Here is a 24,385-nt window from a genome sequence, read left to right on the forward strand (position 1 = left end):
CCGCGTACGTGTACCACAGGACCGCCGAGGACAGCTTTCCCGATGACTGCCGTGCCCGCACCCACCGTCGAGTCGGTCTTCCCCCGCCTGGAAGCCCTCCTCCCGCACGTCCAGAAGCCGATCCAGTACGTCGGCGGTGAGCTGAACTCCACCGTCAAGGACTGGGACGCGGTCGACGTCCACTGGGCGCTGATGTACCCGGACGCGTACGAGGTCGGACTGCCCAACCAGGGCGTCATGATCCTCTACGAGGTGCTGAACGAGCGTGCGGACACGCTCGCGGAGCGCACGTACAGCGTGTGGCCGGACCTGGAGGAGCTGATGCGCACGCACGACGTGCCGCAGTTCACCGTGGACAGCCACCGCCCCGTGCGCGCCTTCGACCTGTTCGGCGTCTCCTTCTCCACCGAGCTGGGCTACACCAACCTGCTGACCGCCCTCGATCTCGCCGGCATCCCGCTGGCCGCCGCCGACCGCGGCGACGACGACCCGATCGTCGTCGCCGGCGGGCACGCCGCGTTCAACCCGGAGCCGGTCGCCGCCTTCGTGGACTGCGCGGTGATCGGCGACGGCGAGCAGGCCGTGCTGACGATGACCGACATCGTCAAGGCGTGGAAGGCCGAGGGCTGCCCGGGCGGGCGCGAGGAACTGCTGCTGCGGCTGGCGAAGACGGGCGGGGTGTACGTCCCGTCGTTCTACGACGTGGAGTACCTGCCCGACGGCCGCATCGCCCGGGTCGTACCGAACCGCTCCGGCGTGCCGTGGCGGGTCTCCAAGCACACCGTCATGGACCTCGACGAGTGGCCGTACCCGAAGCAGCCGCTGGTGCCGATGGCCGAGACCGTGCACGAGCGGATGAGCGTGGAGATCTTCCGCGGCTGCACCCGCGGCTGCCGCTTCTGCCAGGCCGGCATGATCACCCGGCCGGTACGGGAGCGCAGCATCACGGGCATCGGCGAGATGGTCGACAGGGGGCTGAAGGCCACCGGGTTCGAGGAGGTCGGCCTGCTGTCGCTGTCGTCGGCCGACCACAGCGAGATCGGCGATGTCGCCAAGGGCCTCGCCGACCGCTACGAGGAGGACAAGGTCGGCCTGTCGCTGCCCTCCACCCGGGTCGACGCCTTCAACATCGACCTGGCCAACGAGCTGACGCGCAACGGCCGCCGCTCCGGCCTGACCTTCGCCCCCGAGGGCGCCACGGAGCGCATCCGCAAGGTCATCAACAAGATGGTCTCGGAGGAGGACCTGATCCGCACCGTCGCCACCGCGTACGGCAACGGCTGGCGGCAGGTCAAGCTCTACTTCATGTGCGGGCTGCCGACCGAGACCGACGAGGACGTCGTGCAGATCGCGGACATGGCGGCCAAGGTCATCGCCAAGGGCCGCGAGGTCGCGGGATCCAACGACATCCGCTGCACCGTCTCCATCGGCGGCTTCGTGCCCAAGCCGCACACGCCCTTCCAGTGGGCCCCGCAGCTCTCCGCCGAGGACACCGACGCCCGTCTTGAGCAGTTGCGCGACCGCATCCGCGCCGACAAGCGGCACGGCCGCGCCATCGGCTTCCGCTACCACGACGGCAAGCCCGGCATCGTCGAGGGCCTGCTCTCCCGCGGCGACCGCCGCGTCGGCGACGTCATCCGCGCGGTCTACGAGGACGGCGGCCGCTTCGACGGCTGGCGGGAGCACTTCTCGTACGAGCGCTGGATGCGCTGCGCCGAGAAGGCCCTCCCGGCGCACGGCGTGGACCTCGACTGGTACACGACCCGCGAGCGCTCCTACGAGGAGGTCCTGCCCTGGGACCACCTGGACTCCGGCCTGGACAAGGACTGGCTCTGGGAGGACTGGCAGGACGCGCTCGACGAGACCGAGGTCGAGGACTGCCGCTGGACGCCCTGTTTCGACTGCGGCGTGTGCCCGCAGCTCGACACGGAGATCCAGATCGGCCCGACGGGCAAGAAGCTGCTGCCGCTGAGCGTGGTCGACGGCCGGACGGGCGGAAACTCGGATTGACGCGGGCCGGCCTTCGGGCCGGCTGGCGAGACCCGCACGCGCGGGCGATAAAACGGGTGAGCCCCGGGCCTGAACGCCGGTCCGGGGCTTTTCCGTGCCCGCGCACACCGGCATTTCGTGGCATTCCGCCGCCGCTTTTCCGGGGTAACGCCGACAATCGCATCATTGCTCCGCACGGGGGACTTGTACGCGATTATTCCGCGCGCCGTGTCGTCGGCGCGCCGCCCTCGTTTCGAATAACGAAGGTGGGGCTTCGGGAGAACGGCCGTCGCTCCGACGGTAAGGAATTCGCCCGAAGACTCCGTGGCGGAAAGGATGCCAAGTGAAGTACGTCAAGTCTGCCGTGGTCCTGTGCGGTGCCGCCCTGGCACTCGGCACTGCCGGCCCGGCGGGCGCAGTCGACCCCGGGCTCACCAGCCCGGACCTGAGTCTGGACGCCGCGGCCCAGCAGGCCGTGGAGGGTCTGGTCAACCGGCCCGGGACCGAGCTGGTGCAGCACAGCCTGCCGGTCGACGGACCGGCGGTCCGGGAGCTCACCCGGCCGGTCGACGAAGCGGCGCACGACGTCATCCGGGGCGCCCTGCCACAGAACACCCTGGCGCCCGCCGGCGCGGAGTCGCGGCGCGGCTCCTGAGCGGTCGGTTTCGCTCCGGACACAATCCGATCGTCCGAACGGGCGGTTCCGGATAACTCACTCAAGGGTGCGGAGTTGTACAGCGTGCCCGCATCGTTGTTCCCTCAGGTGGAAAAGGAAAGAACATCATGAAGAAGTACCTGAAGACCGCGGCGGTTGCCGTCACCATGCTCGGCGCCTCGGCGCTGGCCGCCCCGCAGGCGCTGGCCGCCGACGACACCGGTGACGGCCCGTACGCCAACGGCAACGGCTCGACGCAGGCCTACGGCAACACCGAGACGGGCGGCTACATGAGCCCGAACATGAGCCTGGTGAACGGCTCGCTCAACGAGCCCTGCATCGCGCTGCCGCAGGTCGCGAAGAACGTGAAGCACATCGGCCCGATCCCGGCCGCCGTCGGCGTGGACGAGATCCTGAGCCAGAACCAGAACCAGACCTGCGCCAAGAACTCCAGCGCGGACCAGGGCGACGCCCCGCTGTCCCACCTGCTGGAAGACTTCCCGATCCTCTCGGGCAACGGCGCGGGCAACGAAGCCGGCTGAGTCCCGCACCACACGGGGAATCCCGGTACCCGGCCCGGGGCGAGTCGTACTCGCCCCGGGCCGGGGCCTTGTGCGGAGCGGGTGCGGCGGTCACGTACGCGGGACACCGCCCACGGCGCACGCGGACGGCCCGCGGAGCGAACTCCGCGGGCCGTCCGCACCAGGCTTCCGTCCGGCTGTGCTCAGCCGACGAGGCCCGAGACCACCGGGCCGGCCGTGGGCAGCTCGCCCAGCGACGCGCCCTCGGCCAGCGGCCCGGTGACCGCCGCCGTGCTCACCGGCGGACCGCCCTCGCCGACCGCGGTGCTCACCGAGTTGTCCAGCGGGTCGGAGCCGGTCTTGGCCAGCGGGTTGAGCGGGAGGGCCGCCAGCGGCCCGAACGCCGTCTGCCTGCTCGTGTCCAGGCCCTGGGCGGCGCCGGCCAGCGCCGCGGCGACCTGGTCGGTCTCGATCTTGTTGTCCTCGCCGACCTTCAGCTTGCCGAGGGGGTCCAGCGCCGTGCTCGTCGGGGCGTCCGCGGGTGCCGCGGCCGCCCCCGCGGCTCCGCCGGCCCCGAGCGCGGAGCCGGCCGCCGCCGCGATCAGGCCGGCGCGCAGCAGGGCGCGATGCGTACGGGAGGGGAATCGGGAGGCGTGCTGGCCCATGGTCACCACCAGTGAGGAAACGACAGTTTCAGTGTCACTCTTCCACAAACCCCTTGATTACCGGAAATTCTCCTTTGCGCCTCACCGTGCGCATCCGCCTCAACTGATTTGTGAATACGCTGTGACCTCCGGTTATCCGGTTGCCGCGGCCCTCCGAACCCCGTAAGCATGGGTCGATGCCGCAACTGACCACCCCCCACATTCGATTCCGCGCCTCCTTCGCCGGGGCGATGAAGGAGTTCGAGGCCGAGGGCAGGGGCGCGGTCGGCGACGACACGTCCATCGGCCAGGACCTGCGCCGCTGGCGCCGGCGCTGGCACGACCCCGCGGTCTTCGCCTCGTACGTCGCGGGGCTGCGCGCCGAGGCGGACGAGACGATCCCGATGATCCGCCCCGGCTGGGTGCACTGCACCACGCTCTGGTACGTGGACGGGGACGCCTACCTCGGCCGGATCGCCATCCGGCACTCGCTCACCGGCTGGCTGCGGGACCAGGGCGGGCACATCGGCTACGACGTCCGCCCCACCGCCCGCCGCCGCGGCCACGCCACCGCTATGCTGCGCGACGCGCTGCCCGTGGCCCGCGGTCTGGGCCTCGCGGAGGTGCTGGTGACCTGCGACCACGACAATGTCGCGTCGCGGAAGGTCATCGAGGCCAACGGGGGCGTGTTCGAGGACCGGCGGGGGCTCAAGCTGCGGTACTGGGTCGCCACGGCGGAGGCGAAGGAGTAGCGGCGCACGGGGGCGCGTCCGCGCGGGGGGCGAGGGGGATGAGGGCTGTGGCCCGGGAGCGGGAACGGTACGGACCGAAGGCGCCGGGCGTCGACGCGGCCGGCGGGGGCTGTCTCGCCGCCCCGGTCCGCTGGGTGGTGCTGATCCTCGTGGTGCCCGTCCGGGCGGTGTGGGACGTGCTCGTGGCCGCCCTGAAGGGGCTCGGCACGGTGCTTCTGTGGTTGGCGGAGCGCCTGGTGGCCTGGCCCGCGGTCTGGCTGTACCACAGGGTGCTGACGCCGCTGGGCCGTGGCGTTGCGTGGGTCTGGCGGTGGGTGGTCGTCGCCCCCGTGGCGTGGGTGTGGCGGTGGCTGGTCGTGACGCCGGCCGCCTGGCTGTACGCGAACCTCATGACCCCCACCGGACACGGCCTGCGGTGGCTGCTGCACCACCTCGTCGTCGTCCCCGCGATCGCACTCCACCGCTACGTCCTGCGCCCCGTCGGCCGCTGGATCGCCGCCGCGATCGACGCCACGGCGGCGGGGCTGGTGTGGGCGTGGGACCGGCTGGTGGTGGCGCCGCTGTCGCTGCTCTGGTCGTACGTCCTGAAGCCCCTCGGCAGGGGCCTCCTCTGGGTGCTCCGCATGCTCCTCACCGCGGTCGGCCGGGTGCTGCACATGCTCCTCGTCCCCTTCCTCCTCCTCTGGCGCTACGTGATCGCCCCCGTCTGGCCCATCGCCGGGCGCATCACCCGCTGGTTCTGGAACGCCACCGCCCGCCCCCTGGGCCGGACCGTCCGCAGCGCCTGGCGCACCGTCAGGGACGCCTTCGCGGCGGCGCGTGCCACGGCCCGCCGCACCCGCCTGGAACTGCGCGCCGCGCTCTTCGGCGGCCCGCGGAATCCCGCTCCCGAGGCGGCGCGGCGCCCGCCGGGACCGGCGCCGGCGGACACCCCCGCGCCCGCCGTGGACCTGGGCAAGCACGGGCCCGGGCACCGCTGACCGCCCGCTCCGCGGCGGCACCGGCGGCCAACGCGGCGGCCGTACGACGTAGATGAAAGGCCGACTGAGCGGAGCCGCCGGAAAAGCGGGCACGTACCCTGGGGGCAGGACAAGCTCACGGACGAAGGACTGAACGACTCTGGGCAAGCGACAGCCCGAAGGCCCGCCGCCCGCACCCGCGGTGCAGCGCATCCGACTCCGCTACACCAAGCGCGGCCGCCTCCGGTTCAACAGCCACCGCGACTTCCAGCGCGCCTTCGAGCGGGCGCTGCGCCGGGCCGAGGTGCCCATGGCGTACTCCGCGGGATTCACCCCCCACCCCAAGGTCTCGTACGCGAACGCGGCCCCCACGGGGACGGCGAGCGAAGCCGAGTACTTGGAGATCGCGCTCACCGAGGCCCGCGACCCGGAGCTGCTGCGCGCGCTGCTCGACGAGTCCCTGCCCACCGGGCTCGACGTCGTCGACGCCGTCGAGGCCCGCGCTCCGGGACTCGCCGACCGGCTGGGGGCTTCGGTGTGGGAGCTGCGGCTCGACGGCGTGCCGCCCGCCACGGCGCAGGAGGCGGTCCGCGCCTTCCTCGCCGCGGAGACGGTCGAGGTGGAACGGCAGACGAAAAAGGGGATGAGGACCTTCGACACGCGCGGCGCGGTGGCCGCGCTCGACGTGCTCCCGGCCGGGGGCGATAGGCCGCAGGCGGGTCCTTGTGCGATACTGCGGCTGGTAGTGCGGCACCTGACACCTGCCGTACGACCCGACGACGTCCTGTCCGGCCTGCGAGTCGCGGCTGACCTGGCGCCGCCGGTCCCGGCAGCGGTGACCAGGCTGGCGCAGGGGCCGCTCGACGCGGAGACCGGCACGGTGACCGATCCGCTCGCGCCGGACCGCGACGATGCCACGGCCCTCGCCGCCACACCGCAGGTCGCGAACGGAACCCCGCCCACGGCAGGGGACGGCACCGGGTAGGGACGGTGTCGAAGCGCCGCCGGTGGACGAGGGAGCCACCCCGGACCCGGCAGGCGCATGGACCAGCAGACTTTCGCCGGTCCGCCCGAGGAGGGCGGGTCCGGCGAGCGAGACAAGAGCCCTCGCGCGGCGCATACGTCCCGGGCGGTGGCCCTGTGCACGGCACGGGCGCCGCCGCCGTACGGGGGGTGGCGCCCGGGGGCGTGACGGGAGAACCGCCCGCATGCTCGAACCGATTGAGCCTACGGAAGCGCAGTCGCCTTCCGGGGGCATCACCGGCGATGCCGGAGCCGCCGTCGGCGGCCCGCTCGACACCCCCAGCGACCGCCTGCCCTTCCGCCGCCGGCGTGCGGCGGCGGAGTCGGCGGGGGAGGTGCCGCAGAGAGCGACGGAGCCGACCACCGGAGAACCGGGGCCGGCACTGACGTATGAGCCCGCCGGAGAGCCGGCGGACCCGGGCGCGCCCGGGTCCGTGCTCGCCGAGCCGGTAGAGGACGTAGTCGAGGCCGCCGGGTCGCCCGCGGCCGTGGACAGCGAGATCACCGCCGGGACGGCGGCGGCGGAGCCGGGTTCCGGCACCGCGGCCGCCGCGCCGGCGAGGCGTTCGCGGCGCAGGGTCGTACGCGACGCCGGCACGCCGGAGGCTGCCGCACCGGACACCGTCGTGGTGCCGGTGGGCGAGCAGCCCGGGCCCGCGGCGTCCGGGCACACGGTGCCCGTAGCCGGCGGGGAGCCGGCCGCCGAGGCCGCGCCGCCGCGGAGGCGGCGGGTCGTACGGGACGCGGGGACGCCGCAGGCGGCGGCCGCCGCCGAGTCCGTACCGCAGCCCGCCGCGGCCGGTGACGCCGCCACCACCACAGACCACCATGACAGCACCAACGAGGGAGCCCACACCGTGGCCGACAACGAAACAGAGGCCGACGGCGCCGACTCTTCCGCCGATTCCGGCCCGCGCCGCAAGCGCCGCCGGGTGACCCGCACGGCGGGCACCCCGGCCACCGGCACGGAGGCCGCGGCGCAGCCGGCGGCACCGGAACAGGCCGACGAGGCCGCGCCGCAGGCGGAGACGGAGGCCGGGACCGGCCCCGCCGCCGACGCCAGGCCGGAGCCGGACGCCGACGCCGCCCCGAAGGGGCGCAAGCGCCGCCGGGTCGTACGCAGCGCCGGTACCCCGGAGGCCGTGGAACCGGCCGCCGACGCCGCCCAGACCGCGCCCGCCGAGACCTCGGCGGCCGACGAGGAGCCGGCACCGCGCACCCGTCGCGTACGCCGCCGCAAGACCGACGCCGAGGCCGCCGACGCCGCGGAGACCGCGGCCGACGCCGCGCCCGGCGACCAGACCACCGCCGCGCCCGCCGCCGAGGACGCCGCCGAGCCCGCCGCGGGCACCCGGCGCCGCAGGTCCCGCCGGGTCACGGCGCCCGCGGGCGAGCCGACCCACGTCGAGCCCGCCGCGGAAGCCCCGGCGCCCGCCGCCGCCGAGACCGAGACCGAGCCCGCTGCCGAGCCCGCTGCCGAGGCCGCTGCCGAGGCCGGGCCCGCCGCCCCCCGCCGCCGCAGCCGCCGCGTGACCGCTCCGGCGGGCGAGCCGGCCGCCGACGCCGCGAGCACCTCCGCGGAGGCCGCCGACGAGACCCCCGCGGACTCCGGCACCGGCCGTCGCCGCAGCCGCCGCGCGACCGCCCCGGCGGGCGAGTCCGCCGCCGAGGCCGGCACCGCCGCCGAGCCGGTCGCCGAGGAGGCGCCCGCCGACTCCGGCACCACCCGCCGCCGTACCCGCCGGGCCGCCGGCGCGGCCGCCGAGGAGGCCGCCGAGACCGAGTCCGCCGCCCCCCGCCGCCGTACCCGCAGGGCCGCCGCCGCGGGCGAGCCCGCGACGGGCGAGCAGCCCGCGCCCGCCGAGGCCGCCGCCGAGCCCGACGCCGCGCCCCGCCGGCGCACCCGCCGCGCTGCTGCCGCCGCCGAGCCGGCCGCTGACGACACCGCCGGGCAGTTCTCCGACGGCGGCGAGCAGGCGCCCGGCTTCGGTGCCGCGCCGCTCGCGCTGTTCCAGGCGCCCGTCTTCACCGAGCCCGCGTTCCAGACCCCGCAGCGCGCCGCCGCCGAGGCGGCGGTGGGGCCCGAGGAGGCCGAGGAGCCCGAGGACGTCGAGGAGACCGGGGCCGGGGCGGAAACCGGGACCGAGGTGATCGGCGAGACCGAGGACGGCGCCGCCGAGGACCGCGACGAGCAGGAGGAGGACGGGGACGACCGCGGCCGCCGCCGGCGCCGCCGCGGTGGGCGGCGCAGGCGCCGCGGCGAGGGCGCCGAGGACGGCGATCGCGGCGACGAGGCCGCCGAGGACGGTGCGGACGCCCGCGAGGCCGACGCCGAAGCCGCGGAGGACGAGGCCGAGGACGGCGAGCGCGCCCGGGGTGGCTCCTCCAGCACCAGCAGCCGCAGGCGCCGCCGCCGGCGGCGCCGTACCGAGGGCGCGGAAGGCTCCGAGGGGGCGCCCGACGACCCGGAGCGCACCGTTGTCAAGGTCCGCGAGCCCCGCGCCAAGTCCGAGCCCAGCGACGAGGTGCAGTCCATCAAGGGCTCCACCCGGCTGGAGGCCAAGAAGCAGCGCCGCCGCGAGGGCCGCGAGCAGGGCCGGCGGCGGGTGCCGATCATCACCGAGGCCGAGTTCCTGGCCCGCCGCGAGGCGGTGGAGCGCGTGATGGTGGTGCGCCAGCAGGGCGACCGTACGCAGATCGGCGTGCTGGAGGACAACGTCCTCGTCGAGCACTACGTCAACAAGGAGCAGTCGGCGTCGTACGTCGGCAACGTCTACCTCGGCAAGGTGCAGAACGTCCTGCCCTCCATGGAGGCCGCGTTCGTCGACATCGGCAAGGGCCGCAACGCCGTCCTCTACGCCGGCGAGGTCAACTTCGAGGCCCTCGGCCTCGCCCACAGCCCCCGCCGCATCGAGCACGCGCTGAAGTCCGGCCAGTCCGTCCTGGTCCAGGTCACCAAGGACCCCATCGGCCACAAGGGCGCCCGCCTGACCAGTCAGGTCTCGCTGCCGGGGCGCTACCTCGTGTACGTGCCCGAGGGCTCGATGACCGGCATCAGCCGCAAGCTGCCCGACACCGAGCGGGCCCGGCTGAAGACCATCCTCAAGAAGATCGTCCCCGAGGACGCGGGCGTCATCGTCCGTACGGCCGCCGAGGGCGCCAGCGAGGACGAGCTGCGCCGGGACGTGGAGCGGCTGCAGAAGCAGTGGGAGGACATCCGCAAGAAGGCGAAGAGCGGGAACGCGCCCACGCTGCTGTACGGCGAGCCGGACATGACCGTCCGCGTCGTCCGCGACATCTTCAACGAGGACTTCTCCAAGGTCATCGTCAGCGGCGCGAAGGGGTGGGACACCATCCAGGGCTACGTCTCGCACGTGGCACCCGACCTCGTGGAGCGGCTGTCGAAGTGGACGTCCGAGGTGGACGTCTTCGCCACGTACCGGATCGACGAGCAACTGATGAAGGCGCTGGACCGCAAGGTGTGGCTGCCGTCGGGCGGTTCGCTGGTGATCGACAGGACCGAGGCGATGGTCGTGGTCGACGTCAACACCGGCAAGTTCACCGGCCAGGGCGGGAACCTGGAGGAGACGGTCACCAGGAACAACCTGGAGGCGGCCGAGGAGATCGTGCGGCAGCTCCGGCTGCGGGACCTCGGCGGCATCATCGTGATCGACTTCATCGACATGGTGCTGGAGTCCAACCGGGACCTGGTGCTGCGCAGGCTGCTGGAGTGCCTGGGCCGCGACCGGACGAAGCACCAGGTCGCGGAGGTGACGTCGCTGGGCCTGGTGCAGATGACCCGCAAGCGGGTCGGGCAGGGCCTGCTGGAGTCGTTCTCCGAGCCGTGCGCGCACTGCAACGGGCGGGGCGTGATCGTGCACATGGACCAGGCCACGGCGGCCGGGGCCGGCGGCGGCAAGCGGAAGAAGAAGGGCAAGGAAGGCAAGGAAGGCAAGGAAGCAGCGAAGGACGTCAGGGAAGTCCAGGGCGGCGAGGCGGCGGCGGCCAAGGCCGCGCCCGCGGAGCCGGCGGCCGCCGAGCCCGTCGAGGTGGAGCGGCCGGAGGCCGGCGAGCCCGCGGAGGCGGTACGGCCGGCCCGTACGCGGCGGCGGGTGACCCGCAAGGCGATGTCGCCGGGCGGCGCGCCGCAGCCGGCGGAGCCCGCGGCCGCGGAGCCGGCTGCGGCCCCCGTGGCGGCCGTGGAGCCCGCGGCGGCACCGGAGACGGCCGCCGCGGAGGCGGAGGCCGCGGAGAAGCCCCGGGCCCGTAAGAAGACCGCCGCCAAGCGCGCCTCCGCCAAGAAGGCCACGGCGAAGAAGGCCGCGGCCAAGAAGACGGCGAAGACCACCGCGAAGAAGGCCGCGACCAAGTCCGCCGCCACCAAGACGGCGACGAAGGCCACGGCGAAGAAGTCGGCGAAGAAGTCGGTCAAGAAGACCGCCGCGGCCGAGCAGGGCTCCCCGCCCTCGGTCTCCGTCACCACGGAGGACTGAGGCCGCCCGCGCGCCTGTCGTACGCCCCTCGCCCCGCCGGTCCGCCGGCGGGGCGAGGGGCTTTCTGTCCCCCTTTGTCCGCTCGCTTGACATGGCTCCCGGCGCCGGTTTGGATACACCGCACTCGAACGCGCGGGCGCCCCCACCGCACGGCAGTCGAGGCAGCAGGCAGCCGTGCACCCCAGGGGGTCTTTCTTCCATGTCCGTGTTCAAGCCCACCGGGCGCCACCGTGCCGTCTCGCCGCGCAAGGGCGCGCGCCAGGCCGTCGCGCTGGCCACCGTCCTGTCCGCGGCCGGCGCGCACGCCGTGAGCAGCGCGGGCGGCGCGGCCGCGGAGCCGCGGGTGTGGATCGAGGGGCCGATCTTCAACGACCCGCTGGGCACCGTGGACGAGCAGCACGCGATCCGCACCCGGCTGATCGAGCTGACCGACGCGGCGGTCCCCGGCTCGGTGATCAAGGTGGCGGTCTACCACATCTGGGAGCAGCCGGTCGTGGACGCGCTCGTACGCGCCCGCGCGCGCGGCGTGAACGTGCAGGTGCTGCTGGACGAGTCGAGCCGCAGCGACCGGCCGGACAACACCATGTACGCGAGCCTGAAGGCGGCGCTCGGCACCAGCACGACGGCGGGGTCGTTCGTCAGGCTCTGCCCGGTCGACAAGTCCTGCCTCGGCGACCCGAAGTTCGGGGCGTCGATCATGCACAACAAGTTCTGGCTCTTCTCGGAGGTCGAGGGTGCCCGGAACGTCGTCGTCCAGACCACCTCCAACTCCACCCCTTCCGCGCACACGAAGTTCTTCAACGACGCGCTGCTGCTGCCGGACAACCCGGCGATGTACGGGGCGTACGCGGAGTACTTCCGCGACATGGTCGGCGCCCAGTGGTCGACCTGGCGCTACCGCGCGGTGACCGCCAACAACGGCCTCTACAAGGCGTACTTCTTCCCCCGGGCCGGCACCACCAACAGCACGGACACGATCCACGCCGTCCTCGACAACGTGCGGTGCACGTACAAGGACCCCGCCGGAGTGACCCAGCGCACCCTGGTCCGGGTCGCGATCTTCAAGATCACCCGCAAGGCGATCGCCGACAAGCTCGTGGCGCTGAAGAAGGCGGGCTGCGGCGTCAGCCTCGTCTACGCCGAGTCCGACAGCGCGAAGAGCCAGGGCGGCACCCGCGGCACCTGGGAGGTGCTGCACGCCTCCGGCGGGCCCTCGCTGCGCTGCTACAACGACGACCGCGACCCGCAGAACCCGGGCCAGAAGCTGACCACGCCGTACATCGTGCACAACAAGTACGTGCTGATCGACGGCATGTACGCCGGCTCCCGGGACAAGCTGGTCTTCACCGGCTCGCAGAACTTCACCGGCCCCGCTCTGCGCGAGAACGACGAGGCCGTCGTCAAGATCGACAGCGACCCCGTGCACGACACGTACCTCGGCCACTACACCTCGGTGCGGGATGTTGCGTGGCCCGGGACGGCGGACAAGACGAACCTGTGCCAGGGCGTGAAGTCGCTGCCCCAGGACGGCGAGCGTCCCCTCCGGTAGACCGGTTTGACCAGGCGGTCAAGGGGCCCGTAATCTGGAGCGTCGGCGTGTCTGTATGGCACGCCAGGCTCCTGAGCAACTCCCTCCCGCAGTCTCCTCGTGAGCGGCGGGAGAGGCCGCTCATCCCATGCGTCCCGGCCGAGCGGCTGGCATCAGGGGTCTCCGTCGCGACTGAGGAAGAGAGCTGAAGCGCGTGTACGCGATCGTGCGCACCGGCGGCCGCCAGCAGAAGGTTTCTGTGGGCGACGTCATCGAGGTAGACCGGTTGGCCAGCAAGAGTGTCGGCGACAGCGTCGAGCTCTCCACCCTGCTCGTCGTCGACGGCGAGACCGTGACCAGCGACCCCTGGGTCCTGGACGGGGTGAAGGTCCAGGCCGAGGTGGTGGACCACCACAAGGGCGACAAGATCGACATCCTGAAGTACAAGAACAAGACCGGTTACCGCAAGCGGATCGGTCACCGTCAGTTGCACACCGCGCTGAAGATCACCCAGATCCCCGCGCCGGCCGCGAAGTAAGGACTGAGGAGAGATGGCACACAAGAAGGGCGCATCGTCCACTCGGAACGGTCGCGACTCCAACGCCCAGCGGCTCGGCGTCAAGCGCTTCGGCGGTCAGGCCGTCGGCGCCGGCGAGATCATCATCCGGCAGCGCGGCACCAAGTTCCACCCGGGCACGGGCGTGGGCCGCGGCGGCGACGACACGCTGTTCGCGCTGATCCCCGGCTCGGTCCAGTTCGGCACCAGCCGCGGCCGCAAGGTCGTGAACATCGTCCCGGCCGCCGAGTAAGCACCGGCTCCGGACACCACACACCTGATCCGAGGGCGGTCCGCCGCTCCGCACGTGCCACGGACGACGTGCGGGGAAGCCGGGCCGCCCTCGGCGCGTTCCCATGACGTCGTAGGGCACGCTCGTCCCGTACGGCACGACCGTTCCGTACGACACCGAACGACCTCCGATCGCACCTCAACGCCGGGAGGCACACCCTCATGACCACCTTCGTGGACCGCGTCCCCCTGCACGTGGCCGCGGGCAACGGGGGACACGGCTGCGCCTCCGTACACCGCGAGAAGTTCCGGCCGCTCGGCGGCCCCGACGGCGGCAACGGCGGTCACGGCGGTGACGTCATCCTCACCGTCGACCAGAACGTCACCACCCTGATCGACTACCACCACACCCCCCACCGCAAGGCCACCAACGGCAAGCCGGGCGAGGGCGGCGACCGCGCGGGCGCCAACGGCAAGGACCTCGTCCTGCCGGTGCCGGACGGCACGGTCGTCCTCACCAAGGACGGCGAGGTGCTCGCGGACCTCGTCGGGCACGGCACGACCTTCGTCGCCGCCCAGGGCGGCCGCGGCGGCCTCGGCAACGCGGCGCTCGCCTCCCAGCGCCGCAAGGCCCCCGGCTTCGCGCTGCTCGGCGAGCCGGGCACCGCGCGCGACGTGGTGCTGGAGCTGAAGACCGTCGCCGACGTCGCGCTCGTCGGCTACCCGAGCGCGGGCAAGTCGTCCCTGATCAGCGTGCTGTCGGCGGCCAAGCCCAAGATCGCCGACTATCCCTTCACCACCCTGGTGCCCAACCTCGGCGTCGTCACCGCCGGCGCCGTGACGTACACGATCGCCGACGTCCCCGGCCTGATCCCGGGCGCCAGCGAGGGCCGCGGTCTCGGCCTGGAGTTCCTGCGGCACGTCGAGCGCTGCTCGGTGCTCGTGCACGTGCTGGACACCGCGACCCTGGAGTCCGACCGCGACCCGGTCAGCGACCTCGACGTCATCGAGGAGGAGCTGCGCGCGTACGGCGGGCTGGACGACCGGCCGCGCGTGGTGGTCCTCAACAAGATCGACATCCCGGACGGCCACGACCTCGCCGAGATGGTCCGGCCGGACCTCGAAGCGCGCGGCTTCACGGTCTACGAGGTCTCGGCGGTCGCGCGTACGGGCCTGAAGGAGCTGTCGTACGGGCTCGCCGGGATCGTCGGCGAGGCGCGCGCGGCGCGGCCCAAGCAGGAGTCCACGCGCATCGTCATCCGCCCGCAGGCCGTCGACGAGGCGGGCTTCTCCGTCGCCCGCGAGGGCGGCGACGCGGACGGGGCGCTGTTCCGTATCACCGGCGAGAAGCCGGAGCGCTGGGTGCGCCAGACCGACTTCGGCAACGACGAGGCCGTCGGCTACCTCGGCGACCGGCTCACCCGGCTCGGCGTCGAGGACCGGCTCCGCAAGGCCGGGGCGACGCCCGGCGACGACGTCGTGATCGGCACCGGCGAGGACGCCGTCGTCTTCGACTGGGAGCCGGCCATGGCCTCCGGCGCGGAGATGCTGGGGCGGCGCGGCGAGGACCACCGCTTCGACGCCCCGCGGCCGGCCGCGCAGCGCCGGCGTGAGCGGGACGCGGAGCGGGCGGAGGAGGAGTACGAGGACTTCGACCCCTTCGCCTGACCCGGCCCCCCGGCCCGGACCGGGACCCGGCCTTGGACGAACGACGGCGGCGGCCCGCGGGATGTGCTCCCGCGGGCCGCCGCCGTTCACGGCACCGGATCCGGATCTGCGTCCGGGTCGGCGGCCGCCTCCGCGATCGCGTCGACGGGCTCGTCCGTCACCGGGTCCGTGTCGGGGACGCGGCCTAGACGCCCGCCGGCTCCTCCGGCTCCAGCTCCATCTCCTCCGCCGCGTCCCGACGCTGAGAAGGGATATCGGACTCCCCTCGCGCGTCGATGCGCGCCGCGCGCGCGTCCGCCTTGGCACACAGCGCCACCGCGGCGGCGTTGAAGCGCACCAGCGACGGCGGTTCAGACGGTCCGAGCAGGTGCTCCTTCAGCTCCGCGCGGGCCCGCACCAGGGTGTCGTGCTCCGGGTCGCGGACGGCCTGGAGCATGGCGGGGATCTGCTTCGCCTTCGGGCCGAGGATGGTGCCGGCCCGTACGGTCGGGAACTCCGCCTTGAACTCCGCCTCCGTCAGCCCGCTGGTGTTGGCGACCGCGTACGGCTTCTCGCTGGTCAGGTAGTCGGAGATGACGCTGGAGACATCGCTGACCAGCACGTCCGCGACGTTGAAGCAGGCGTAGATGCCGGGCCGGGAGTCGGTGATGACCTGGTGCTCCCAGGCGGGCAGCGAGGCCCAGTACGCCTCCTCCCAGGCGGCGGTCGCGGCCTGCACGGCCTCGGCCCGGCCGGCCTCGGGGGAGGACTGCATCAGCATCCGCTCGACCTCGTCGGCGCCGGCCCGGAAGGACGTGGTAACCAGGCCGTCCAGCTCCGCCTGCACCCTGGCCAGCTCCGCGGCGGCCTCGGGGCCCGGCCGCTCGGCGCCCCGGCCGCCCTCGGCCTGGCCGGCGGCGGCCTCGGCGACCATGGCGGCGTTCGCCTCGGCGATCATCGCCTGGATCCGCTTGTTGGCCTCGCCCGCGCGGGGGTCGACCGAGCCGGTCAGCGGGTGCGGCTTGTACAGCAGCCGCACCTTGGGGTCGGCGAGCAGCTCGCGCACGACGTTCTCGCCGGCCAGCACGACGGAGGTGTTGCCGGGGTTGCCGTCCCAGCCCTCCCAGGTGGGGGCGTACAGCACGGTGGTCAGGCCGCCGGCGGGCGGCGGGCCCGGGTACGGGCGGATCGGCGCGAGCTGCGGGCGGCCGACCTCCACCACGTCGTGATCGTCGACGCCGATGTCGGCGAGCTGGTAGCGGTCGCGGGCCGCGAGGCCCGCCACCCACACCTCGTCGTACGCCTTGGCGTACGGGTTGCAGCTCGACAGCTTGTCGCTCTCGCCGTGGTTGGTGAAGGCGTGCTTGATGGTGGGGATGCGCAGCACCTGCGAGGTCTTCCCGGAGTTCGCCGGGTGCAGCAGCATCTTCAGCGTCGAGTGCTCCAGCAGCATCAGGTCGGCGACCTTGGGCAGGCAGACGATCGGCACGTCGGTGGCGGTGATCTTCTGCACCATGAAGCGCTCGCGGAGCACGATCAGCGGCCTGCCGTCGAGGGCGGCCAGCGTGGAGACCCACATGTTGGCCTGGTACGCGGAGGTGGCGCCGCCGGAGAAGTAGAGGCCCACCGTCGGCTGGTACTCCTGCAGCCAGCCGGCGAACCACTCGCGTACCCGCTGGTCGTCGGCCGTGCGCTTGGCGGGCAGCAGCCAGGTCGCCAGATACAGGGCGCCGCCCACGCTCAGCGCCAGCGAGATGCCGAGGCCCAGCACGCCCCACACCGCGTCCGCGGTGGCGGCGGTGGTCAGCAGCCCGACCGTGACCGGCACGGAGAGGTACAGCAGGCGGTGGCTGGAGCGGCGGGCGAGGATCCGCGGCGGCGCGGGCGAGAGGCCCAGGGCCGAGACGTCGACGTTCCGGGTGACGACCGGCACGGTACGGTCGCGGCGCACCATGATCGTGACGCCCTGGATGAGGAAGTGCACCAGGTACGACGACAGCAGCATGACCGTCAGCGCGGACTGCTCCCGCAGCGGCTCGATGCCGTCGATCTGCAGCAGGCCGAAGAGGATGAGCATGTCGCGCAGCAACTGGCGGACCATGACGTCGAAGCGGACCCTGCTGAGCAGGGAGAGCAGCCCGGGCTGCCGGTGCTGCAGATAGAGGTCGAGGGCGAGGCCGCCCGCGGCCGCGGCGACGAGCAGGGGCACGTTGGGCTTGAGCGCGCCGACGAGTTGCGCGCAATACGCTGCTAGCAGCGTTGTCAGCGCCATGAGCTGCACGGCGCGGCGGGGGGCGATACCGGCGAAAGGCACGGGTGCTGACTCCTGGCAGGGAGGTCGTGAGGACGGTCCCGGGACCGCCTGGTTCCGGGGGTGGTAGGGAGTTGACCCCAGACCGTATGACGGTCACGGGGCAGGAGACAATTCTCCACCCGGCATGGGCCGCCAATCGGGCGCAAATGCGTGTAGCGGTCCTTGGCGGCCATTTCGTTTCTCATATCAGTACAAGAATTCGGGTCCCGCACGCCTCCGGGTGCCCGGAAGGGCGTCCGGGCGGGTGTCCGTACCGTGGGACGGCGCCGCGGGGCGGCCGGGAGGTGGCGTAGATTCGCAGTTCCGTACGTATGGGACGCGGGCCGGGAAAGCGCAGGGGTGCAGGTGGCAGGGGCGAGTCGGGAAGCCGCGGCGGGTGCCCGCAGGATCGTCGTGAAGGTGGGGTCGTCCTCGCTGACCACCGCGGCCGGCGGGCTGGACGCGGACCGGGTCGACGCCCTGGTGGACGCGCTCGCCAAGCACGGGGACCGGGAGATCGTGCTGGTCAGCTCCGGGGCCATCGCCGCCGGGCTGGCGCCGCTCGGGCTCGGCAAGCGCCCCCGTGACCTGGCCAGGCAGCAGGCGGCGGCCAGCGTCGGGCAGGGGCTGCTGATGGCCCGCTACACCGCCTCGTACGCCCGCTACGCCAGGCGCGTCGGGCAGGTGCTGCTGACCACCGACGACATGAGCCGCCGCACCCACTACCGCAACGCGCAGCGCACCCTGGAGCAACTGCTCGCCATGGGCGCCGTGCCCGTCGTCAACGAGAACGACACCGTGGCCACCGAGGAGATCCGCTTCGGCGACAACGACCGGCTCGCCGCCCTCGTCGCCCATCTGGCCCGCGCCGACCTGCTGGTGCTCCTCTCCGACGTCGACGGCCTCTACGACGGCCCGCCGAGCGCCCCCGGCGCCTCCCGCATCGCCGAGGTGCGCCACCGCGACGAGCTGGCCGGGGTCCGGCTGGGGACCGCCGGGCGGGCCGGGGTGGGCACGGGCGGCATGGTGACCAAGGTGGAGGCGGCCAGGATCGCCACCGGCGAGGGCGTGCCCGTGGTGCTGACGTCCGCCGTGTACGCGGACGCGGCGCTGGCCGGGCAGCCCACCGGCACGTACTTCCACCCCACCGGGCGGCGTGCCCGCGGCCGGCTGCTGTGGCTCGCGCACGCCTCGACCCCGCTGGGGGCGCTGGTGCTGGACGACGGCGCGGTACGGGCCGTGACCGAGCGGCGCACGTCGCTGCTGCCGGCGGGGATCAAGGAGGTGGAGGGCAGGTTCACCGCGGGCGACCCGGTGGAGCTGCGGGACACCTCGGGCCGGGCGGTCGCGCGCGGGCTCGTCGCCTTCGACGCCGAGGAGCTGCCGCGGCTGCTCGGGCGCTCCACCCGCGAGCTGGCCAAGGAGCTGGGCCCGGCGTACGAGCGCGAGGTCGTGCACCGGGACGACCTCGTGGTGCTCGACAACTGAGGCGCGAGCGGTGCGGCGCGGCAGGCGCGGGCGACAACTGAGGCGCCACAAGTGGCGGGCGGCAACTGACGGTTGACCGGCAGGGCGCGGCACGTGCCGCTGTGTGCGCCGTACCCCCCGCGAGACCGGCGCGCGGCGCGCGAAAAAACCCGTGTCCCGGCAGAGACCTTGGGCAAAAGCACCACGGGCGGGCGCGTCGGCTGGTCAACTTTGTTGTATGGGGCTGCCGCGGCGCGCAGCCCGTTGCAGACTCGTATTCAGGAGGCCGCCCGTGACACAAGGGCGTCCAGGGGCGCTGCCCCGGGGAACGGCACAGCGGACGCTGACCAGCGTCCAGGGGACCGGAGGTGGGCATGCGGGCAGCGCGGAGGAGCCGGCGACCGCGGCGGACGCCGGCGGTCCCGCCGCCGACGGCGCCCACCGGCTGTGGCACGTCACGCTGAGCGTCGCAGGACCCGAGGCCCCGCTGAAGGAGATCAGACGCGGTCTGGAACGGCTGGCGCACGACCATCCCTTCCTGCTGACCAGCCGTTATGCCAACGACCACGCCGAGATCCGCTACTGGGAAGAGGCCCGCGACCTGCACGACGCGGCAGCCGTGGCGCTGCGGCTCTGGGGGGAGCACCGGGCGTCGGCGCAGTTGCCGCCGTGGGAGATCGTGGGCCTGGAGGTGATCGCCAGGGAGACGTACCACCAGCGCATCGCCGGCGGGTACGGGCCGGCGCCCGCGGTGCCGGTGGGGGTGCATCCGTTCTGAGCCGCGGCGGGGGATCGGCCGCGGCACGGTCCGCAGGGGGCCGTGCGGGGGCGTACGCCCCGGCGCGCGCGGCAGCCTCCGCGCCCTGGGGCGGCTACCGGCGCACGCGCACGAGGTGAAGCGCGGGAGCGCGCACCCGCCGGTGCCGCGTCTCGCGGAGTGATACGGCCTGTCCACGATGTCGGCACCGCCGACTACCCTGCTCGGCATGAGCAGCGAAACCCAGTCCCCGGTCCGCCAGGCCGCCCAGCGGGCGCGTACCGCGGCGGCGATGATCGCCCCGCTGCCCCGCGCGGCCAAGGACGCCGCCCTGCTGGCCGTCGCCGACGCGCTGGAGGCGCGCGCCGCGGAGGTCGTCGCGGCCAACGCCGAGGACGTCGCCCGGGCGCGGGCCGACGGCGTCTCCGACACGATCGTGGACCGGCTGACGCTGACCGAGGAGCGCGTCGCCGGCGTCGCCTCCGACGTCCGGGATGTCGCCAAGCTCCCGGACCCCGTCGGCGAGGTGGTCCGCGGCTCCACGCTGCCGAACGGCCTGGAGCTGCGCCAGGTGCGGGTGCCGCTGGGCGTCGCCGGCATCATCTACGAGGGCCGGCCCAACGTCACCGTGGACGCCGCCGCCCTGTGCCTGAAGTCGGGCAACGCGGTGCTGCTGCGCGGCTCCTCCTCCGCGTACGCCTCGAACACCGCCCTCGTCGCCGTGCTGCGCGACGCGGTGGCCTCGGCCGGGCTGCCGCCGGACGCGGTGCAGTTGGTGCCCGGGCAGGGCCGCGAGTCCGTGCACGAGCTGATGCGCGCCCGCGGCCTGGTCGACGTGCTGATCCCGCGCGGCGGCGCCGGCCTCATCCGCACCGTCGTCGAGGAGTCCACGGTCCCGGTGATCGAGACCGGCACGGGCAACTGCCACGTGTACGTGGACGAGCACGCCGACCTCGACCTCGCCGAGAAGATCCTCGTCAACTCCAAGGCGCAGCGCCCCAGCGTGTGCAACGCCGCCGAGACCGTCCTCGTCCACCAGGCCGTGGCCGACGCCTTCCTGCCCCGCGCCCTGCGGGCCCTGGAGGCCGAGGGCGTCACCGTGCACGGCGACGACGCCTGGGTGAAGGCGGGCGCCGCGGCCGGCGTGGAGGTGCAGCTCGCCGACGACGAGGACTGGGCCACGGAGTACCTGTCGTACGACATCGCCGCGGGCGTGGTGCGTTCCCTGGACGACGCGGTGGCGCACATCCGCCGCTGGTCCTCCGGGCACACCGAGGCCGTCGTCACCCGCGACACCGGCGCGGCCCGCCGCTTCACCGCACTGGTGGATTCCGCGGCGGTCATGGTGAACGCCTCCACCCGGTTCACCGACGGCGCGGAGTTCGGCTTCGGCGCGGAGATCGGCATCTCCACCCAGAAGCTGCACGCCCGCGGGCCGATGGGGCTGCCGGAGCTGACCTCGACGAAGTACGTCGTGACCGGCGACGGCCAGCTCAAGGGCCGGTAGCCGGGCGCCCCGCCGCCGAACGGCCCAGTGGGGCTCCAGGAGTCCGCGCGGCGGCATCCGGGCCGGGAGCAGGCCGTACAGGCGCCTTCTCAGGCCCGTCCCGGCCGCCGCACGGGTCCGGAGGGGTGGCCGGGCCCCTGCGTCCGTATCCCGCGCTGCCTGGCGCATCCCGACTGTCCCGGTTTACGCTGGTCGGGTGCCGGACGATGTGGGGGGCAGGCCACCGTACGCCGACGGTGACGAGCCCGACAGCCACCACCACGGAGGCGCGGACGAAGAGTTCGCCGCCGTGGTCCTCGACGAGGACTTCGTCCGTTCGGCCCACTTCCACGAGCCCAGCGCCGTGGAGCGCATGGTCGGCGCCGCGGAGGCGCGGGCCCAGGCGGAGGCCGTCCTCGACGAGGCAGCGAACGAGGACCGGATATACGACGGCTGGGACGACCCGGACGCCCCCGACCCGTACGGCCCCTACGGCGGCGCCCTGCGCCCGTACCGCGGCCACGGGCACTGGCAGCGCCCCGTCGCCCTGCTGCTCGCCCTCCTCCTCGGCGTCGGCATAGTCGCGCTGTCCTTCGCCGCCGTGTACCGTTCCGGCCCCGACGGCCGCGACGACGCCCCGCCCCCCGGCGGCTCCAGCCCTTCGGCCACGACCGGCGCGGACGCCCTCGAACCGTCGCTGACCCCGCGTTGACCCTGCGGAACCCCTGCTTGAGCCCCCCGCGCGACCTCCGTGCGGGCGTCGCCGGCGATCTGCCGCAACCGCTTCCGCCCGATTGATCCTCACCCTCCCCCTACGTCCTGCGGCCGTGGGCGGTACCCCCACCGGCGCAGCGGCAAGTTGGCGTTGACGCGCCGGTTTACGGGGGGCGCCGCGGACCTACTCTTCTGTATATGGCCGGGCACGAAGGCCCGCCCGACGGGACACCCGAGCGCGCCCCCGGAGGCGGAGACGACGAGTACCGCTCCATCGTGTTCGATGAGGCGTTCGTCAAGGCTGCCCGCCTGGAGGAGTACTCCGCCCGCGAGCGCGTCGGCGACCACGCCCCCGCCGTACGCAGCCGCCGCCCCCAGCGGCCCGGCGCCTCCCGGCAGGCCCTGGTGCTCGTGCTGCTCATCGCGCTCGCCTTCGGCACCGCCATCTACATGGGCGTACGCATGCCCTACCGGCAGCCCGGCGCCCCCGCCGCGGCGCCGCTGCGCAGCACCGTCGTCCCGCTGACGCCCGACGGCCCGGTGCCCGGCGGCGAGCCCGAAGAGCTGATCGCCGGCAGCCCCGCCGCGGACTTCGGCACCGGCGCCGACGGCATCGACCTGCCGGATCCGGTCGCGACCCGGAACTTCACCGAGGAGCAGGTCGTCCAGGCGCTCACCGCCAGCAAGGACTACCTCGTCACCTCCGCGGTCGACGCCCGCACCCTCACCGGCGGCAACGTCCGCGACGTACGCATCCAGCTCGACCCGCAGCAGCACGGCCAGTTCGACCAGAGCCTCGCCCGCCCCGCCGACGACGGCAGGCACGCCGCGACCGGCTGGATGGTCCGCTTCGACCCCGAGCACGTGCGGCTGGCCCACCGGAGCGTACGGGTCGACGGCGCGGTGACCTTCGCGGAGGTCAGCGACCAGGAGCTGGAGGTCAGCGCGGACCACGTCTTCGTCTACGCACTGCGCCCCGCGAAGGCGTCCGCCGGGACGTCCGAGGCGGACGCGTCGCTGTTCACCGTGCGCCGCCAGGTGCGGATCCGCTTCGACCACGACGACCTGCGCGACCGGCAACTGGAGCTGGCCGAGACCGCGCTGACCGCCGGGCCGCTGGCGTGCACCGCGGACGCCTCGGCGTATCTGCGGCCGCTGCTGGCCGGCGAGCGGGACCCGCGGAAGACGCCGCACGGGACCAACCCGTTCGCGACGCCGGGTCAGTTGAGCGGGTCGCTGTGCGGGGTGCTGGACACGGGGCAGGCGGCGAAGGCGTCGTAGCGCGGGGGCACGGGCCGCAGGCGCGGACCGCGCGTCCCGTAGGACGAACGCCGTACGAACGACGCCGCCGCCCCCGGGACGAGGGGGCGGCGGCTTTCGTACGGTGGGCGCTCGCTGAGCGGAGGGGGGACGGTGCTCAGTTGGGCGAGGGGTCCGCGGGGCCGGAGCCGTCCGACGGGGCGGAGCCGCCGGAGCCGCGGTTGTTGAAGCGGTCCCGCAGCTTGCCGCCTATGTCGGCGGTGCCGCCCGCGATGTCGTTGACGAGCCGCAGCAGCGGGTCCTTGCTGTTCTTCACCGTGTCCGCGTAGCTGCTGGCCGACTCGCGGAAGGACTCGCGCGCGGAGGCGTCCTTGTCCTCGTCGCGCCGCGGGTAGTGGCCGTCCATGATCCGCTGGTAGTCGCGGCTCTCCGACCACTTCTTCAGCTCGGCGGCGCGGATGGTGGTGAAGGGGTGGCTGCGCGGCAGCACGTTGAGGATCTTCAGGACGGAGTCGCGGACGTCGCCGCCCCGGTCGTACTCCTCGGCCTGCTGGAGGAACGCGTCGACGTTCATCTGGTGCAGGTGGTTGCCGCCGGCGAGCTTCATCAGCCCGCGCATCGACGCCTCCAGGTCCTGCCCGACGAGCAGCCCGGCGCGGTCCGCGGACAGCTCCGACTTGCGGAACCACTCCAGCAGCGCGGCGATGATGGCCCGTATCGCCAGGGCGCCCAGCGGGATCCAGGCGAGCGCGAGAGCGAGGTTGGTGAGGAAGAGCATGATCGTGCGGTACACCGAGTGGCCGGACAGCGCGTGGCCCACCTCGTGACCGACGACGGCCCGCATCTCCTCCTCGTCGAGCAGCTCGACGAGGCCGGTGGTGACGACGATGATCGGCTCGTCCATGCCGATGCACATCGCGTTGGGCTGGGGGTCCTGCTTGACGTACATCTGCGGGACCTTGTCGAGGTCCAGGATGTAACAGGCGTCGCGCAGCATGTCGTGCAGGTGCTGGAACTGCTGGTCGCCGACCCGCACCGAGTCGGAGAGGAACAGCAGCCGCAGCGAGCGCTCCGGCAGCATGCCGCTGATGGCCTTGAAGACCTTGTCGAAGCCGGTGAGCTTGCGCAGCGAGACGAGCGCGGAGCGGTCCGCCGGGTGCTCGTACGCCCGGGACGAGATGCCCGGGAACCTTCTGCGTTCTCGGCTCGGCACGTTCTTGTTGAGTTCAGGCATGTCTGTCCGTCCCCTCCCCGTACGTCTGACCCCCAAGGCTAGTGCGACAACGGGCCGGCGCGGCCGGGAGTTCCGTAGCAGGTTCGTCACGGCACCCGTACCGCACGGTGACCTCGGCGTCTGCGGCGGTGTCCCCGTCCGGCGCCCTCCGATGGCGGAGCCGACGTGGGAGCGGG

At 73.4% G+C, this 24,385-nt stretch carries 19 protein-coding genes; 16 read left to right on the forward strand and 3 right to left on the reverse strand.

The window, feature by feature from the left end; all coding sequences use genetic code 11:
* Positions 1-42 precede the first annotated feature (42 nt).
* From CXR04_RS25100 to CXR04_RS25110, 3 genes are all read left to right on the forward strand, one after another.
* The gene (locus CXR04_RS25100) at positions 43-2,010 is read left to right on the forward strand and encodes a TIGR03960 family B12-binding radical SAM protein (RefSeq protein ID WP_101424536.1); all 1,968 of its coding nucleotides are present in this window, start codon (positions 43-45) and stop codon (positions 2,008-2,010) included.
* A gap of 322 nt (positions 2,011-2,332) precedes the next feature.
* Positions 2,333-2,644, forward strand: coding sequence for a hypothetical protein (locus CXR04_RS25105; RefSeq protein ID WP_101424537.1), 312 nt, complete (start codon positions 2,333-2,335; stop codon positions 2,642-2,644).
* A gap of 128 nt (positions 2,645-2,772) precedes the next feature.
* Complete coding sequence (locus CXR04_RS25110) at positions 2,773-3,186, forward strand: rodlin (RefSeq protein WP_101424538.1); 414 nt, start codon at positions 2,773-2,775, stop codon at positions 3,184-3,186.
* Between the two features lie 182 nt (positions 3,187-3,368).
* Here the strand turns inward: CXR04_RS25110 and CXR04_RS25115 are convergent, their stop codons facing one another.
* Entirely contained in the window at positions 3,369-3,830 is a 462-nt protein-coding gene (locus CXR04_RS25115; protein ID WP_101426588.1) for a hypothetical protein, read from the reverse strand.
* A 176-nt stretch (positions 3,831-4,006) separates the two neighbouring features.
* Between CXR04_RS25115 and CXR04_RS25120 the strand changes: the two genes are divergently transcribed.
* The 8 genes from CXR04_RS25120 (at position 4,007) to obgE (ending at position 15,019) form a co-directional block, all read left to right on the forward strand.
* Positions 4,007-4,561 carry a GNAT family N-acetyltransferase gene (locus CXR04_RS25120; RefSeq protein WP_234380471.1) on the forward strand — a complete coding sequence of 185 codons (555 nt, stop codon included), beginning with the start codon at positions 4,007-4,009 and terminating at the stop codon, positions 4,559-4,561.
* Positions 4,562-4,599: 38 nt separating this feature from the next.
* Complete coding sequence (locus CXR04_RS25125; protein ID WP_101424540.1) at positions 4,600-5,541, forward strand: hypothetical protein; 942 nt, start codon at positions 4,600-4,602, stop codon at positions 5,539-5,541.
* Between the two features lie 181 nt (positions 5,542-5,722).
* On the forward strand, positions 5,723-6,505 hold the full coding sequence (locus CXR04_RS25130) for a TIGR03936 family radical SAM-associated protein (RefSeq protein ID WP_101424541.1): 783 nt from the start codon (positions 5,723-5,725) through the stop codon (positions 6,503-6,505).
* Positions 6,506-6,728: 223 nt separating this feature from the next.
* Entirely contained in the window at positions 6,729-11,036 is a 4,308-nt protein-coding gene (locus tag CXR04_RS25135; protein ID WP_234380472.1) for a ribonuclease E/G, read from the forward strand.
* A 199-nt stretch (positions 11,037-11,235) separates the two neighbouring features.
* Positions 11,236-12,585, forward strand: coding sequence for a phospholipase D-like domain-containing protein (locus tag CXR04_RS25140; RefSeq protein WP_101424542.1), 1,350 nt, complete (start codon positions 11,236-11,238; stop codon positions 12,583-12,585).
* Between the two features lie 193 nt (positions 12,586-12,778).
* A complete protein-coding gene (gene rplU, locus CXR04_RS25145; protein ID WP_101424543.1) occupies positions 12,779-13,102 on the forward strand; it encodes a 50S ribosomal protein L21 in 324 nt (107 codons plus the stop codon).
* Between the two features lie 13 nt (positions 13,103-13,115).
* Positions 13,116-13,373 carry a 50S ribosomal protein L27 gene (gene rpmA / locus CXR04_RS25150; protein WP_101424544.1) on the forward strand — a complete coding sequence of 86 codons (258 nt, stop codon included), beginning with the start codon at positions 13,116-13,118 and terminating at the stop codon, positions 13,371-13,373.
* A gap of 200 nt (positions 13,374-13,573) precedes the next feature.
* The gene (gene obgE / locus CXR04_RS25155; protein ID WP_101424545.1) at positions 13,574-15,019 is read left to right on the forward strand and encodes a GTPase ObgE; all 1,446 of its coding nucleotides are present in this window, start codon (positions 13,574-13,576) and stop codon (positions 15,017-15,019) included.
* Between the two features lie 184 nt (positions 15,020-15,203).
* Here obgE and CXR04_RS25160 read toward each other — a convergent pair whose 3' ends face one another.
* On the reverse strand, positions 15,204-17,312 hold the full coding sequence (locus CXR04_RS25160; protein ID WP_101424546.1) for a hypothetical protein: 2,109 nt from the start codon (positions 17,310-17,312) through the stop codon (positions 15,204-15,206).
* 393 nt (positions 17,313-17,705) lie between these two features.
* On the opposite strand from CXR04_RS25160, the gene proB reads away from it, so the two are divergent.
* The 5 genes from proB (at position 17,706) to CXR04_RS25185 (ending at position 22,996) form a co-directional block, all read left to right on the forward strand.
* Positions 17,706-18,779, forward strand: coding sequence for a glutamate 5-kinase (proB, locus tag CXR04_RS25165; RefSeq protein ID WP_324843331.1), 1,074 nt, complete (start codon positions 17,706-17,708; stop codon positions 18,777-18,779).
* A 271-nt stretch (positions 18,780-19,050) separates the two neighbouring features.
* The gene (locus CXR04_RS25170) at positions 19,051-19,536 is read left to right on the forward strand and encodes a hypothetical protein (RefSeq protein WP_101424547.1); all 486 of its coding nucleotides are present in this window, start codon (positions 19,051-19,053) and stop codon (positions 19,534-19,536) included.
* A gap of 208 nt (positions 19,537-19,744) precedes the next feature.
* Positions 19,745-21,022: a glutamate-5-semialdehyde dehydrogenase gene (locus tag CXR04_RS25175; protein ID WP_234380473.1), complete on the forward strand. Its 1,278-nt coding sequence runs from the start codon at positions 19,745-19,747 to the stop codon at positions 21,020-21,022.
* A 196-nt stretch (positions 21,023-21,218) separates the two neighbouring features.
* Positions 21,219-21,713 (forward strand): SCO2584 family spore wall biosynthesis protein, encoded by a 495-nt coding sequence (locus tag CXR04_RS25180; RefSeq protein WP_234380474.1) that lies wholly within the window; start codon positions 21,219-21,221, stop codon positions 21,711-21,713.
* 200 nt (positions 21,714-21,913) lie between these two features.
* Positions 21,914-22,996 carry an SCO2583 family membrane protein gene (locus tag CXR04_RS25185; RefSeq protein WP_101424550.1) on the forward strand — a complete coding sequence of 361 codons (1,083 nt, stop codon included), beginning with the start codon at positions 21,914-21,916 and terminating at the stop codon, positions 22,994-22,996.
* Between the two features lie 136 nt (positions 22,997-23,132).
* Here the strand turns inward: CXR04_RS25185 and CXR04_RS25190 are convergent, their stop codons facing one another.
* Complete coding sequence (locus CXR04_RS25190; RefSeq protein WP_101424551.1) at positions 23,133-24,209, reverse strand: M48 family metallopeptidase; 1,077 nt, start codon at positions 24,207-24,209, stop codon at positions 23,133-23,135.
* Positions 24,210-24,385: the final 176 nt, after the last annotated feature.

Source organism: Streptomyces sp. CMB-StM0423 (assembly GCF_002847285.1).
Lineage (GTDB): Bacteria > Actinomycetota > Actinomycetes > Streptomycetales > Streptomycetaceae > Streptomyces.